At 54.4% G+C, this 14,539-nt stretch carries 12 protein-coding genes and 1 other annotated feature (1 of these 13 cut by a window edge); of the genes, 5 read left to right on the top strand and 7 right to left on the bottom strand.

Annotated elements, in window-relative coordinates; genetic code table 11:
• Positions 1–16 precede the first annotated feature (16 nt).
• Positions 17–1,933, bottom strand: a complete 1,917-nt coding sequence (dnaK, locus tag KO1_RS19675) for a molecular chaperone DnaK (RefSeq protein WP_004108401.1) — start codon at positions 1,931–1,933, stop codon at positions 17–19.
• Positions 1,934–2,319: 386 nt separating this feature from the next.
• Here dnaK and KO1_RS19680 point away from each other — a divergent pair, with 386 nt between their 5' ends.
• From KO1_RS19680 to satP, 3 genes are all read left to right on the top strand, one after another.
• Positions 2,320–2,724, top strand: coding sequence for a DUF2541 family protein (locus KO1_RS19680; RefSeq protein ID WP_016809145.1), 405 nt, complete (start codon positions 2,320–2,322; stop codon positions 2,722–2,724).
• Positions 2,725–2,752: 28 nt separating this feature from the next.
• Positions 2,753–3,502, top strand: a complete 750-nt coding sequence (gene msyB, locus KO1_RS19685; RefSeq protein ID WP_024273703.1) for an acidic protein MsyB — start codon at positions 2,753–2,755, stop codon at positions 3,500–3,502.
• An 89-nt stretch (positions 3,503–3,591) separates the two neighbouring features.
• Entirely contained in the window at positions 3,592–4,158 is a 567-nt protein-coding gene (gene satP, locus KO1_RS19690; RefSeq protein WP_004108407.1) for an acetate uptake transporter, read from the top strand.
• A gap of 47 nt (positions 4,159–4,205) precedes the next feature.
• Here satP and KO1_RS19695 read toward each other — a convergent pair whose 3' ends face one another.
• The 3 genes from KO1_RS19695 to tal all read right to left on the bottom strand — a co-directional run bounded on the left by KO1_RS19695 (position 4,206) and on the right by tal (position 7,277).
• Positions 4,206–5,516: an MFS transporter gene (locus KO1_RS19695; protein ID WP_004108409.1), complete on the bottom strand. Its 1,311-nt coding sequence runs from the start codon at positions 5,514–5,516 to the stop codon at positions 4,206–4,208.
• 120 nt (positions 5,517–5,636) lie between these two features.
• Complete coding sequence (gene mog / locus KO1_RS19700) at positions 5,637–6,224, bottom strand: molybdopterin adenylyltransferase (RefSeq protein WP_004108410.1); 588 nt, start codon at positions 6,222–6,224, stop codon at positions 5,637–5,639.
• A gap of 99 nt (positions 6,225–6,323) precedes the next feature.
• Positions 6,324–7,277 carry a transaldolase gene (tal, locus tag KO1_RS19705; protein ID WP_004108412.1) on the bottom strand — a complete coding sequence of 318 codons (954 nt, stop codon included), beginning with the start codon at positions 7,275–7,277 and terminating at the stop codon, positions 6,324–6,326.
• A 203-nt stretch (positions 7,278–7,480) separates the two neighbouring features.
• Here tal and KO1_RS19710 point away from each other — a divergent pair, with 203 nt between their 5' ends.
• Both KO1_RS19710 and yaaA read left to right on the top strand, forming a co-directional pair.
• A complete protein-coding gene (locus KO1_RS19710) occupies positions 7,481–8,911 on the top strand; it encodes an alanine/glycine:cation symporter family protein (protein ID WP_017145033.1) in 1,431 nt (476 codons plus the stop codon).
• Positions 8,912–8,988: 77 nt separating this feature from the next.
• Positions 8,989–9,762: a peroxide stress protein YaaA gene (yaaA, locus tag KO1_RS19715; protein WP_004108416.1), complete on the top strand. Its 774-nt coding sequence runs from the start codon at positions 8,989–8,991 to the stop codon at positions 9,760–9,762.
• Between the two features lie 51 nt (positions 9,763–9,813).
• Here the strand turns inward: yaaA and thrC are convergent, their stop codons facing one another.
• The 3 genes from thrC to thrA are packed head-to-tail and all read right to left on the bottom strand — an operon-like array spanning position 9,814 to position 14,491.
• Positions 9,814–11,094, bottom strand: a complete 1,281-nt coding sequence (gene thrC / locus KO1_RS19720) for a threonine synthase (protein ID WP_004108418.1) — start codon at positions 11,092–11,094, stop codon at positions 9,814–9,816.
• Positions 11,095–11,097: 3 nt separating this feature from the next.
• Entirely contained in the window at positions 11,098–12,027 is a 930-nt protein-coding gene (gene thrB / locus KO1_RS19725; RefSeq protein WP_004110407.1) for a homoserine kinase, read from the bottom strand.
• A 1-nt stretch (position 12,028) separates the two neighbouring features.
• A complete protein-coding gene (thrA, locus tag KO1_RS19730; protein WP_023320300.1) occupies positions 12,029–14,491 on the bottom strand; it encodes a bifunctional aspartate kinase/homoserine dehydrogenase I in 2,463 nt (820 codons plus the stop codon).
• 25 nt (positions 14,492–14,516) lie between these two features.
• Positions 14,517–14,539 (bottom strand) — a sequence feature (Thr leader region); it runs 95 nt beyond the window's last position.

Here is a 14,539-nt window from a genome sequence, read left to right on the forward strand (position 1 = left end):
CCCGTTCAAAGGGCGATTATTTTTTGTCTTTCACTTCTTCGAACTCAGCGTCAACAACATCGTCGTCCTTCGCGTTGCTCTCGGAAGCGTCAGCGCCGCCAGCCTGCTGCTGTGCGTGCTGCTGCTGAGCGATTTCCATCAGCTTCTGGGAAGCCTGGGCCAGCGCCTGCATTTTCGCTTCAATATCGGCTTTATCTTCACCTTTCAGGGAAGTTTCCAGCGCGGTCAATGCAGACTCGATAGCGGTTTTATCGTCAGCCGGCAGTTTATCGCCCGCTTCTTCAACCTGCTTACGGGTGCTGTGCAGCAGATGGTCACCCTGGTTACGGGTCTGAACCAGTTCTTCAAACTTACGGTCAGATTCCGCGTTAGCTTCTGCTTCACGAACCATTTTCTGGATCTCTTCTTCGTTCAGGCCAGAAGAGGCTTTGATGGTGATCTTTTGCTCTTTACCGCTGTTTTTGTCTTTCGCGGAAACGTGCAGGATACCGTCGGCGTCAATATCGAAGGTGACTTCGATCTGCGGCATGCCGCGCGGCGCCGGGTTAATCCCATCCAGGTTGAACTGACCCAGAGATTTGTTATCAGATGCGCGTTTACGCTCACCCTGCAGCACATGGATGGTTACCGCAGACTGGTTGTCTTCCGCAGTAGAGAACACCTGGCTGTGCTTAGTCGGGATAGTGGTGTTCTTGTTGATCAGCGCAGTCATCACGCCGCCCATGGTTTCGATACCCAGAGAAAGCGGGGTAACGTCCAGCAGCAGTACGTCTTTTACTTCACCGGTCAGAACACCGCCCTGGACAGCTGCGCCAATGGCCACGGCTTCGTCCGGGTTAACGTCTTTACGCGGCTCTTTACCAAAGAACTCAGCAACTTTCTTCTGCACCATTGGCATACGAGTCTGGCCGCCAACGAGAATAACGTCGTTGATGTCAGACACGGACAGGCCAGCATCCTGCAGAGCAACTTTCAGCGGCTCGATGGAACGGTTAACCAGATCTTCTACCAGGCTTTCCAGTTTCGCACGGGTCACTTTAATGTTCATGTGTTTCGGACCGGTGGCATCTGCGGTGATGTACGGCAGATTCACGTCGGTCTGCTGAGCAGAAGAGAGTTCAATCTTCGCTTTCTCAGCGGCTTCTTTCAGGCGCTGCATCGCCAGCGGGTCGTTACGCAGGTCGATGCCCTGATCTTTCTTAAACTCGTCAACGAGGTAGTTGATCAGACGGGTGTCGAAGTCTTCGCCGCCCAGGTGGGTGTCACCGTTGGTCGCCAGAACTTCGAAGGTTTTTTCACCGTCAACTTCGTCGATTTCGATAATGGAGATATCGAAAGTACCACCACCAAGGTCGTATACCGCAATAGTACGGTTGCCGACTTCTTTATCCAGACCGTAAGCCAGCGCAGCGGCTGTCGGTTCGTTGATGATACGTTTGACTTCCAGACCTGCGATACGGCCGGCGTCTTTGGTTGCCTGACGCTGAGCATCGTTGAAGTAAGCTGGTACGGTGATTACCGCTTCAGTTACCGGTTCGCCCAGGTAATCTTCAGCCGTTTTCTTCATTTTCTTCAGCACTTCAGCAGAGATCTGCGGCGGTGCGGTTTTGGTGCCTTTCACATCAAGCCATGCGTCGCCGTTATCTGCGGCCACGATTTTGTACGGCATGATAGAAACGTCACGCTGGACTTCTTCGTCCTGGAAGCGGCGGCCAATCAGGCGTTTAATCGCAAACAGGGTGTTTTGCGGGTTTGTCACTGCCTGACGTTTAGCCGGCTGACCAACCAGAGTTTCACCATCCTGGGTATAGGCAATGATAGAAGGCGTGGTGCGATCGCCTTCGGCGTTCTCCAGCACGCGTGCAGTAGTGCCATCCATAATCGCTACACAAGAGTTGGTAGTACCCAGGTCGATACCAATAATTTTACCCATCTAAACGTCTCCACTAAAAATTCAGTCAACATGTGGTTGTGAACCTGTAATAAGGGCGAAACGTGCGGTTTCAACTACCCAGACATCATTTTTTTTTCAGGTTCATTCACTGCGGTTGACTACAAGATGGGGTCACCCGCGACTTCATCAAGGGGGGGATACGAAAAATTTTTACTCTGACCGCGCCGCCGGGTACGTCCCGGCAGCCGAAAACGCGCGAAATGCCGCGCTAAAAACGCCCATTACATAATTTAAAATTATTATTAAACCTAAATACATTCACACCGTAATTGACATAATCCGCAATCATTACGTGCTAAATACAATAAAGTTCCAGTGATAAAATGCGTCGTCCTAATAACCCATCTAATAATCAGGAAATCCTCATGAAATCACTGATTCATATATCAGCAGGATTATTTTTGAGCGCGACGTTAGCCACGTCGGCGTCCGCTAACGATCATAAAATTTTAGGGGTTGTCGCCATGCCGCGAAATGAGACTAACGATCTCACCCTGAAGCTACCGATATGCAGGGTAATTAAGCGTATCCAGCTGACTGCCGATCGCGGCGATGTCCAGCTGTCCGGCGCAACGGTGTACTTCAAAGTCAGCAACAGCGCCAGCCAAAGCCTCAGCGTCCCGTCAACGATAAAAGAAGGGGAAACGACCGGCTGGATTAATATTAATAGCGACAACGACAACAAACGCTGCGTTAAAAAAATCGCTTTTTCTGGTCACACCATTAACTCTTCCGATATGGCCTCGCTAAAAATTATCGGCGACGATTAATATTCCGGTTCACATTATCAAAACGCTTATGAAGATTAATTATCTGGATGATGAAGACCTCTCTTTTCTGCATCGCTGTAGCGAAGAGCATCTGGAAACATTCGCTCGAATTCTGACTCACAATGAGAATGGAAAACCCCGGCTTTCAAGTACGCTATTGCGTAATGAAACCTTTCAGGCGATGGAAGGACACCCTGAGCGCTATCGCCGCAACTGGCAGCTCATTGCCGGGGAACTCCAGCACTTTGGCGGTGATAGCATCGCCAACACGCTGCGTCGTCATGGCAAGTTCTATCGCGAAATTTTGCTGGACGTCTGCAAGAGACTAAAAATCAAAACCGATAAACAAGCCTCTACCCCGGAAATAGAACAACATCTCCTGGAACACTTTCTGGAGCATAGCTGGAAAAAGATGGATGAGCGGCAAAAAGCCGACTTCTTCAGTGCCGTTGAGTGTCGTGTCAAAGAGCAGAAAGAGCTGCTTCCCCATCTGCTTCAGACAAATAAGTTAGCGCAGGGAGTCTCGCATCTTCTTGAAACCCGACTGACGAAGATCCTCCGCACCCACGCCGCGGTGAGCGTCATCGGCCATGGGCTGGTACGCGGAGCAGGGCTTGGCGGACCGCTCGGCGCCGCGTTTAATGGGGTAAAAGCCGTGAGCGGCAGCGCATATCGGGTGACCATTCCAGCCGTGTTGCATATTGCCTGTTTAAGGCAAATGACCAGACTTCATCAGGGAAAAAATGAAATTGGCGAAAAATACCCCGCCAGATCATAGACAGTATCGTAACGCCTAATTATTATGCCGCGCCCCGACGCAGAGACGGCGGGGAATGCTTCCCTTTCTAATCATTATTTTGAGGAATTATGGGCAACACTAAGTTGGCTAATCCGGCACCGCTGGGCCTTATGGGCTTCGGCATGACCACTATTCTGCTTAACCTGGCAAATAGCGGCCTGTTCGCGTTTGATGTAGCTATCCTGGCGATGGGCATTTTTTATGGCGGCATTGCGCAGATTTTTGCCGGCCTGCTGGAATTTAAAAAAGGCAACACTTTTGGCTTAACCGCATTTACGTCTTACGGCGCTTTTTGGCTGACGCTGGTTGCCATTCTTCTGATGCCGAAAATGGGCCTTGCTGAAGCGCCTGATGCACACTTCCTCGGTATCTACCTTGGACTGTGGGGCGTTTTCACCCTGTTCATGTTCTTTGGCACTCTGAAAGCCGCACGTATGCTGCAGTTTGTTTTCCTCAGCCTGACCGTGTTGTTCGCTCTGCTGGCGATTGGCCACCTGGCTGATAACGAAGGCATTGTGAAGATTGCTGGCTGGGTGGGTCTGGTCTGCGGCGGCAGCGCCATCTATCTGGCGATGGGTGAAGTGCTGAACGAGCAGTTTGGCCGCACCGTTCTGCCAATCGGCGAAAAGCATTAATTCATTGTCGCCGCTCGTTCGCGAGCGGCGACATGGGTCACCTTGATTTAAGGCAGACGCTGCAGTTCAGCTTTCGGCGCTGCGACCTGCTGATCCAGTCCCTGACGCAGCCAGATCCCCAACCCCAATCCCATAAACGACAGTGCCAGCACGTACCACGCGGGCGCCATCGGCGAAACGCCCATCAGCATGGTCACCGCAATCGGCGTCAGGCCGCCAAAGATGGCGTAAGAGACGTTATAAGAGAACGAAATACCGGTAAATCGGACCTCCGCCGGGAACGCGCGCACCATCACATACGGAACCGCCCCGACCACGCCAACGCATAACCCCACCGTACCGTAGAGCAGGAACAGGCGCTGCGGGCTATCACCGGAAAGATGATAGAAAGCCCAGCTTGCCGCAGCGAGGAATAAGCTGCCGACAATAAACGTGCGACTGGCGCCAAAACGATCGGCGGCCAGGCCTGCCAGCAGGCAGCCGATACAGAGCATGATGGTAGCGATGCTGTTCGCCTGCAGGGTGATGGCGGGAGCAAAGCCGTAGTGTTTTTGTAGCCAGACCGGAGACATGAGGATCACCACCACCACGCCTGCGGATAACAGCCAGGTCAGCAGCATTGAGACCACAACCGCCTTCTGATGCTTCAGCGCGACGGCTTTAACCGGCAGCTCCTGCGCTAATGCCTTACGCTGCTGCATTTCGAGGAAAATCGGCGTCTCCTGAAGCCAACGGCGCAGATACATGGCGACGAGGCCAAATGCGCCGCCTAACAGGAACGGGATACGCCAGCCGCCATCGTGGATACCCTGAGGGGTGAGGTGCGTATTAATCAGCGTCGCGACGACCGAACCGAGTAAAATACCCACCGTCAGACCGGCAGTCAGCGTACCGCAGGCGATACCTATTCTTTTTTCCGGTACATGCTCGGCAACGAAGACCCAGGCGCCGGGAACTTCGCCGCCAATTGCTGCGCCCTGAAGAATGCGCATCAGCAACAGCAAAATCGGCGCCACGATGCCCATCGACGCGTAGGTAGGCAGCAGACCAATCGCCAGCGTAGGCAGCGCCATCAGTAAAATGCTCAAAGTAAACATTTTCTTACGCCCAACCAGATCGCCAAAGTGGGCCATAATGATGCCGCCAAGAGGACGCGCTAAATAGCCTGCCGCAAAAATGCCGAAGGTTTGTACCTGTCGCAGCCACTCAGGAATATCCGCCGGGAAAAACAGCTCGCCGACAACGGCGGCAAAGAAAACAAAGATGATGAAATCATAAAACTCCAGCGCGCCGCCAAGCGCGGCAAGCGTCAGGGTTTTATAATCCTGTCGGTTCAGGGGTCGGGTATAGTGTGACATAACGAGCAATCATCCAGAGGTGTGAAGAGATTCTACGCAGTGTGTAAAGTAAAAAACACTATATCGTAAATAAAACAACACACCACTGATGTTGCAGGTTATTTCAGGAATGCATTAAATTCAGGATAATGTTTCACGTCTCGCGCTTTTAGGGCGAAAAGCTGCTACAACATTGCCGTTTGTTTCGACATATGGCCCCTCAAGCAACTGTACACAATACGGTACACTTGCAAAAACTCCGTGCACCAGCACGTTACCCTCGGCATCTTTTACGCCTTCCAGGGTTTCTTCAATCGCTTTCGGCTGCCCGGGCAGGTTAAGGATCAGCGCCTGCTTGCGAATAACGCCAACCTGGCGAGAAAGAATGGCCGTCGGCACAAAGTGCAGGCTCACCTGGCGCATTTGCTCGCCAAAGCCTGGCATCACCCGATCGGCAATCGCCAGCGTCGCATCCGGGGTCACGTCACGGCGAGCCGGGCCCGTGCCACCGGTAGTCAGGACCAGATGACAGCCCATTTCATCAACCAGTTCGCACAGCGTTTGCTCGATAATAACCTGTTCATCCGGGATCAAGCGGGTTTGCAATTCGAAAGGCGTGGATAGCGCACGGGCCAGCCACTCTTCAAGCGCCGGGATACCTTTATCCTGATAGACGCCGCTGGAGGCGCGATCGGAGATGGAAACTAAGCCGATTCGTAAGGTGTTCATGATTATTCCGTTCAAACAGTATTAATAGCCAGAATAATACACCGAGGGGAGCAAGGCAGACAGTTTAATGTGGCCGACGGGCGTCGGCCACATGGGGGATTACAGCAGATCGCCGATCATTTTTTCCAGTTTTTCCTGGTCGATCGCAAACTTACGGATACCTTCCGCCAGTTTGTCTACCGCCATCGGATCCTGATTGTGCTGCCACAGGAATTCGGATTCGGTGATGCGAGCCGGACGGGCTTTCACTTCGCCGCTGAAAGACAGTTTACGCTCAACCGCGCCTTCGCTTTCAGCCAGCTCTTTCAGCAGGGCCGGAGCGATGGTCAGGCGATCGCAGCCGGCCAGTTCCAGGATCTCGCCGAGGTTACGGAAGCTTGCGCCCATAACCACAGTTTCGTAGCCGTGCTGTTTGTAGTATTCGTAGATTTCGCTTACGGACACCACGCCCGGATCTTCTGCCGGCGCGTATTCTTTCTTATCGGTGTTCGCTTTGTACCAGTCGAGGATACGGCCCACAAACGGAGAAATCAGGAATACGCCCGCTTCCGCACAAGCACGCGCCTGAGCGAAGGAGAACAGCAGAGTCAGGTTACAGTTGATGCCTTCTTTTTCCAGCTGCTCAGCGGCGCGAATGCCCTGCCAGGTAGAAGCCAGTTTGATCAGAATGCGATCGTTACTGATGCCGGCATCGTTATACAGCTTGATTAGGCGCTTAGCTTTGGCGATAGATGCATCGGTGTCATAGGACAGACGAGCATCAACCTCGGTGGAAATACGGCCAGGGATCAGCTTAAGGATTTCGAGACCAATGTTCACCGCCAGCTTATCGGAAGCATCGATAATCTGCTGCGCGCGATCGCTACTCTGGCCGCGAGCCCAGGCAACAGCGTCATCAATCAGCTTACGGTACTCAGGGATCTGAGCCGCGCCGAGAATCAAAGAAGGGTTAGTCGTGGCGTCCTGAGGCTGATACAGCTTCATTGCCGCGATATCTCCGGTATCAGCTACGACAGTGGTGTACTGACGCAGAGAAGTCAATTTATCCGTCATGATAGTGTTTCTCTTAAACAGCAGTTAAGGGGATGTAACCGGTCTGCCAAGATGATAACACGCTGCCGGGGCAGCGCAACCGCCTACAATGCATGAGCGCAGAGTGTGATAAACTGGGCCAATTAATTACCTGAACACTAAAGGATTGTCACTGGATTGGTAGCGCTTACACTCGCGCGCCGATATGGGCAAGAGGATGCTTGATGCCTGATTTTCTGTCGTTTATCAATGAAATACTTTGGGGCTCGGTAATGATCTACCTGTTACTGGGCGCTGGCGTCTGGTTTACCTGGCGAACAAAATATATTCAGTTCCGTTATATCCGCCAGTTCAGCAAAAGTCTGAAAAAAAGCCTTCAGCCGCAGCCCGGCGGCTTAACGTCTTTTCAGGCGCTGTGCATGAGCCTGGCGGCGCGCGTGGGCAGCGGCAATATGGCTGGGGTTGCGCTGGCCATTGCCGCTGGCGGCCCGGGCGCCGTTTTTTGGATGTGGATCTCGGCGCTGCTCGGCATGGCCAGCAGCTTCGCCGAATGCTCTCTGGCGCAGCTTTATAAAGAGCGCGACTCTCGCGGACACTTTCGCGGCGGTCCGGCCTGGTATATGGCCCGGGGGCTCGGCATGCGCTGGATGGGCGTGCTGTTCTCTATTCTTCTCCTGCTGGCCTACGGTGTTATTTTTAACACCGTCCAGGCCAACTCCGTTGCCCATGCCATGGAGTATGCGTTTCGTTTACCTGATGTCATCACCGGCGGCGCGCTTGCGGCCCTGACCCTGCTGGTCATCATTCGCGGTATTCGCGGCGTAGCGCGGTTGATGCAGTGGCTCGTGCCGGCTATGGCTTTGCTGTGGGTGATGGCCAGCCTGGTCATTGGCTTGTGGCATATCAGCGCCCTGCCGACGATTTTTGAAATTATTTTCCGCTGCGCTTTCGGTTGGCAGGAGGCCGCTGCAGGCGCGGTGGGCTATACCATCAGCCAGGCGCTCACCAGCGGCTTTCAGCGCGGGATGTTCTCCAATGAAGCGGGTATGGGTTCGACGCCAAATTCTGCCGCCGCCGCTGCCTCCTGGCCACCTCATCCCGCAGCGCAGGGGATCGTACAAATGATCGGCGTCTTTATTGATACCATCGTCATCTGTACCGCCAGCGCCGTGATCATTATGCTGGCGCCGAGAGACGGCAATGAAGGGGTGGCAAACGGTATTCAGGCTATCCAGCACTCGATGAACAATCTTGTCGGCGACTGGGGTGCCAGCTTTGTCGCTTGTATCGTGCTGCTGTTCGCCTTCAGTTCGATCGTCGCAAACTATATCTATGCCGAAAATAACCTCATCTTTCTGCGCATGGATAGCCTCCGCAACATCTGGCTGCTGCGTCTGCTGACGCTGTGCATGGTCATCACCGGAGCGGTAGTCAGCCTGCCGGTAGTCTGGCAGATGGCGGATATTATCATGGCGCTGATGGCGATAACTAACCTGACGGCTATCCTGCTGCTGTCGCCGACGGTGCGCATCATTGCCAGCGATTACCTGCGGCAGCGCAAGCTGGGCCAGCGGCCGGAATTTGACGTCACCCGCTACCCTGAAATCCATCAACAGCTGGTACCGGGAACCTGGGATAACCTGCCGCGCGAATAGCGCGGCAATCGCAGCTATCGATCCTCTCTTGAGGTTTTTTTGCTAAAGTCGTCAAAAATTTCCCGTAAGGACTGGATATGCTCATTCTGATTTCACCTGCCAAAACGCTTGATTATCAAAGTCCGCTGGCAACGACGCGTTATACTCAGCCAGAGCTGCTGGAACACTCTCAGGAGCTTATCGGCATTGCCCGCCAGCTGTCGGCACCACAGATTGCTAAACTGATGGGCATCAGCGACAAGCTGGCCGATCTGAACGCGACCCGCTTCCACGACTGGCAGCCAGACTTCACCCCGGACAATGCCCGTCAGGCGATCCTGGCGTTTAAGGGCGATGTCTATACCGGCCTGCAGGCAGAGACCTTTAGCGAAGCTGATTTCGATTTTGCCCAGCAGCATCTGCGGATGCTTTCCGGCCTGTATGGCGTTCTGCGCCCGCTGGATCTGATGCAGCCGTATCGCCTGGAAATGGGTATTAAGCTTGAGAATGCGAGGGGTAAAGACCTGTATCACTATTGGGGAGACGTCATCACCGATAAGCTGAATCAGGCACTGAAAGCCCAGGGAGACGATATCGTGGTCAACCTTGCCTCTGATGAATACTTCAGGTCGGTGAAAGCCAAACGGCTTGAGGGCCAGCTGATTAAGCCGGTATTCCTTGATGAGAAAAACGGCAAGTTTAAAGTGATCAGCTTCTACGCTAAAAAAGCGCGCGGCTTGATGAGTCGTTATATCATTGAGAATCGCTTAACGAAGCCTGAGCAGTTGACCCGTTTTGATAGTGAAGGCTATTTCTTTGACGCCGAGGCTTCGGATAACGGAGAACTGGTCTTTAAACGCCACGAGCAGTAAAAACACGCTCCCCTGCTGCGGATAATGCAGGAGGGGAGCGCTGAATCAGGCTTAACCCATCATCAGCTTACGCAGCGCGGCAAAATCAGCCGGCAGATCATGCGACAGCAGCGGCAAATCGGCACGATCGGCCAGCTCTTTCGGCAGCGGCAGCGTCTCCTGCAGAATCTCTTCCACGCTCTCTTTAAATTTCGCCGGATGCGCCGTGCCGAGGAACAGGCCATATTCGCCAGGCTGCAGCTGGTCGCGTAGCGCGCGATAGGCAATCGCCGCATGCGGTTCAGAGGTATAGCCGATGGCTTTCAGCTCACGCATGGTCTTTTTGGTGGTTTCATCATCCACCGCCGCGTAGCCCAGCTCGTTCAGACGCCAGATTTTACGACGGAACAGCTCTTCCACACGCGGCCAGTTGTTCGGCTGGCTGACGTCCATCGCGTTAGACAGCGTGGCCTGAGTCGCTTTTGGCGACCAGTTACCGTCCTGCAGGAAGCGCGGCACGGTATCATTGGCGTTAGTCGCCGCGATAAAACGCTTGATCGGCAGCCCCAGAGATTTAGCCAGCAGACCGGCGGTCAGATCGCCAAAGTTACCGCTGGGTACCGAGATAACCAGCTGATTACGGGCTTCCTGAGGCAGCTGAGCAACGGCTTCAAAGTAGTAGCAAATCTGCGCCAGCAGGCGGCTGATATTGATTGAGTTAGCCGAGTTAAGACCCAGCGCAGCTTTCAGCTCTTCATCATCAAATGCCTGCTTAACCAGCGCCTGGCAGGCATCAAAGTCACCGTCGATTGCTACGGTTTCAATATTGCCGCCCAGGGTGCAGAACAGCTTTTCCTGCAGCGGGCTGATTTTGCCGCGCGGATAGAGAATGACGACTTTGACGTTTGGCAGACCATAGAACGCATGCGCAACCGCCGCGCCGGTATCACCCGAGGTGGCCGTCAGAATAGTAACCGGTTTGTCGCCTGCGATATGGGTCAGCATTTGCGCCATAAAGCGGCCGCCGAAGTCTTTAAACGCCAGAGTCGGACCGTGAAACAGTTCGAGGCAGCCGACGTCGTCCTGCACTTTACTTACCGGTGCCGGGAAGGTAAAGGCGGCGCCGATACGTTCTTGCAGAACCTCCTGCGGGATCTCGTCGCCGATAAATGCCGACAAAATTTTTGCGCTACGCGACACGAAGTCCTGCTGCAGCATTTCGTCGATTTCAGTCAGGCTGAATTCCGGCAGATCGTGCGGGAAGAACAGCCCCTGATGCTTGCCAAGCCCCTGCGTAACGGCCTGCGCAAAGCTGACCTGTTCGTTATGATCTTTTAAGTTATAGAGTTTCATTGGTTATCCCACTACTCGAGCGCCCGCCGTGTCCAGCCGGCAAATATGAACGAAGCCTTCCTTATTTTGCAGATAGTGCGTAGCCAGCCAGTCGGCGACGCGCTGCGCGGTTTCCGGTTTATCGCATAATGCAAACAACGTTGGACCGGAACCGGAAATGCCGCACGCCTGCGCGCCAATTTCCATTGCTGCCTGACGCGCTTCGCTGAAGCCCGGCAGTAGTTTGGTACGATACGGTTCGGCAATGACATCTTTCATCAACTTCGCCGCCAGCTGAGGCTGACGGCTATAGCAGGCGTGAATAAAGCCCGCCAGATGGCGACCGTGGGCAATACAGTCCTGACGGCGATACTGCGCCGGGAGAATGGCCCGCGCTTCCGCAGTTGAGACTTTAATCCCCGGATAGGCCAGCACCCACAGCCATTCATCAAATGCCGGTATCTGCTGGCTGATGATGCCGTTTTCCTCAAGCATCAGCTGAATCCCGCCCAGATAGCAAGGGGCGACGTTATCATAGTGAATGCTGCCGGAAATCCGCCCTTCCATCTCGCCCATCAGCGCCAGCATTCGGCTCTCATTGAGCGGCTTACCGCAGAATTCATTCATCGCCACCAGCGCGGCAACCACGGAACAGGCGCTGGAGCCCAGGCCGGAACCAATCGGCATGTTTTTTTCCAGCGTCATCGCCACCGGTACCTGTTTGCCAATCTCCTGGCAAAAACGCTCCCAGCATTGATAGACGATATTCTCCTGCGCAGCCGTCGGCAGTTTACTGGCGAAGCGACCCACGTTTTGCAGGCTAAAGCTCGCCGCCGCTTCAACCGAGACGTTGTCCCCCAGCAGCGTGCCGTCGACCGGCGTTACCGCCGCGCCCAGCACGTCAAACCCGACGCTCATGTTGGCACTGGAAGCCGGGGCATATACTTTGACCATCTTAAACTCCTAACTTCCATGACAGGGTACGCAGCAGGTCGGCAAAAACGCCAGCCGCGGTGACATCATTCCCCGCGCCATAACCGCGCAGCACCAGCGGCAGTGGCTGATAATAGTGGCTGTAAAACGCCAGCGCATTCTCGCCGTTTTTCACTTTAAACAGCGGATCGTTGCCGTCTACCGCGGCAATTTTCACGCGGCAGGTGCCATCCTCTTCGATATTGCCAACATAACGCAAGACTTTACCTTCATCGCGCGCTTTAGCGACCCGTGAAGCAAACTCATCATCCAGTGACGGCAGACGCGCCATAAAGCTGTCAACATCGCCGCTGGCATCAAAATCCGCCGGCAGCGCCGGCTCTACGATAATGTCAGACAGCTCCAGCTCTCGCCCGGTTTCACGAGCCAGAATCAGCAGCTTACGCGCGACATCAACGCCAGAAAGATCGTCGCGCGGATCCGGTTCGGTATAGCCCATCTCACGCGCCAGCTTCGTCGCGGCAGAGAAGCTTACGCCCTCATCCAGCTTGCCGAAGATAAATGACAGCGAGCCGGACAGAATACCGGAGAAGTGCAGCAGTTCATCACCGGCATTCAGCAAATTTTGCAGGTTTTCGATTACCGGCAGCCCCGCGCCGACGTTGGTGTCGTAGAGAAACTTGCGTCGTGAGCTGCTCGCGGCATGACGCAGCTGATGATAGTAATCCAGCGATGAGGTATTGGCCTTTTTGTTCGGCGTCACCACGTGGAAGCCTTCGCGCAGGAAATCGGCATACTGATCGGCCACCGCCTGGCTGGAGGTACAGTCGACAATCACTGGGTTCAGCAGATGGTACTCTTTCACCAGACGAATGAGTCGTCCCAGGTTGAACGCCTCTTTGGCTTCCGCCAGCTCATCGCGCCAGTGTTCCAGGTTCAGACCGTGTACGTTGGTCAGTAAAGCGCGAGAGTTGGCTACCCCGCAAACGCGCAGGTCAATATGTTTACTCTTCAACCAGCCCTGCTGGCGCTTAATCTGTTCGATCAACGCGCCGCCGACGCCGCCGATGCCAATCACAAACACTTCTATCACCTGATCGGTATTGAACAGCATCTGGTGCGTCACGCGAACGCCGGTAGTCGCATCATCGTTGCTGACGACAACGGAGATGGAGCGCTCGGAAGAGCCCTGTGCAATCGCCACAATGTTGATATTGGCGCGCGCCAGCGCAGCGAAGAATTTGGCGGAAATCCCGCGTAGCGTCCGCATGCCATCGCCGACAACCGAAATAATTGCCAGGCGTTCCATGATCGACAGCGGCTCAAGCAACCCCTCTTTCAGCTCCAGATAAAATTCATCTTCCATTACCCGCTTCGCCCGAGCGCAGTCGCTCTGCGGCACGCAGAAGCTGATGCTGTATTCGGATGAGGATTGGGTGATAAGTACGACGGAAATTCCCGCGCGGGACATAGTGGCGAACACGCGCGCTGCCATGCCAACCATCCCCTTCATCCCCGGACCGGAGACGTTGAACATCGCCATGTTGTTGAGATTAGAGATACCTTTCACCGGCAGATCGTCTTCATCGCTGCTGCCGCCGATAAGCGTACCCGGCGCCTGCGGATTACCGGTATTTTTGATTAAACAGGGGATCTGGAACTGGGCGATGGGGGCGATAGTACGCGGGTGCAAAACTTTAGCGCCGAAGTAGGAAAGCTCCATCGCTTCCTGATAGGACATCGACTTCAACAGACGCGCATCCGGGACCTGACGCGGATCGCAGGTATAAACGCCGTCAACGTCGGTCCAGATTTCACAGCAGTCGGCGCGCAGGCAGGCTGCCAGTACCGCTGCGGAGTAGTCAGAGCCGTTACGCCCCAGCACCACCAGCTCACCCTTTTCGTTACCCGCGGTAAAGCCCGCCATCAGCACCATATGGTCAGCCGGGATCTGGCTGGCGGCAATGCGACGAGTCGACTCTGCGATATCTACGGTGGATTCGAGGTAATGGCCAACGGCAAGCAGTTTTTCAACCGGGTTAATCACCGTGACGTTATGACCGCGCGCTTCCAGCAAGCCGGCCATAATGGCGATTGAGAGCTTTTCACCCCGGCAAATAAGGGACGCGTTAACGCTATCCGGACACTGCCCAAGCAGGCTAATACCGTGCAGAACGTGTTTGATTTGCGCAAATTCCTGCTCGACAAAAACCTTCAGCTGAGCGTGTGGAAAGCCCGGCTGAGCATCGGCGAGCCCTTGCAGAAGTTCGGCGAAAATGCGTTCGGCATCAGCGATATTGGTCAACGCATCCTGCCCGCCGATCGTTTTTTCGATCATCGCAACCAGGTGGTTAGTGATCTTCGCCGGGGCAGACAGTACGGTCGCTACCTGCCCCTGCCTGGCATTACTTTCCAGAATATCGGCAACACGCAGAAAACGTTCTGCATTTGCCACTGATGTACCGCCGAACTTCAACACACGCATGGTTATGACCCCTTGATTTTTTATCGAAAAAAAAGCCCGCACTGTTCA

The sequence above is a fragment of the Klebsiella oxytoca NBRC 105695 genome (assembly GCF_001598695.1).
GTDB classification, from domain to species: Bacteria; Pseudomonadota; Gammaproteobacteria; order Enterobacterales; family Enterobacteriaceae; genus Klebsiella; species Klebsiella oxytoca.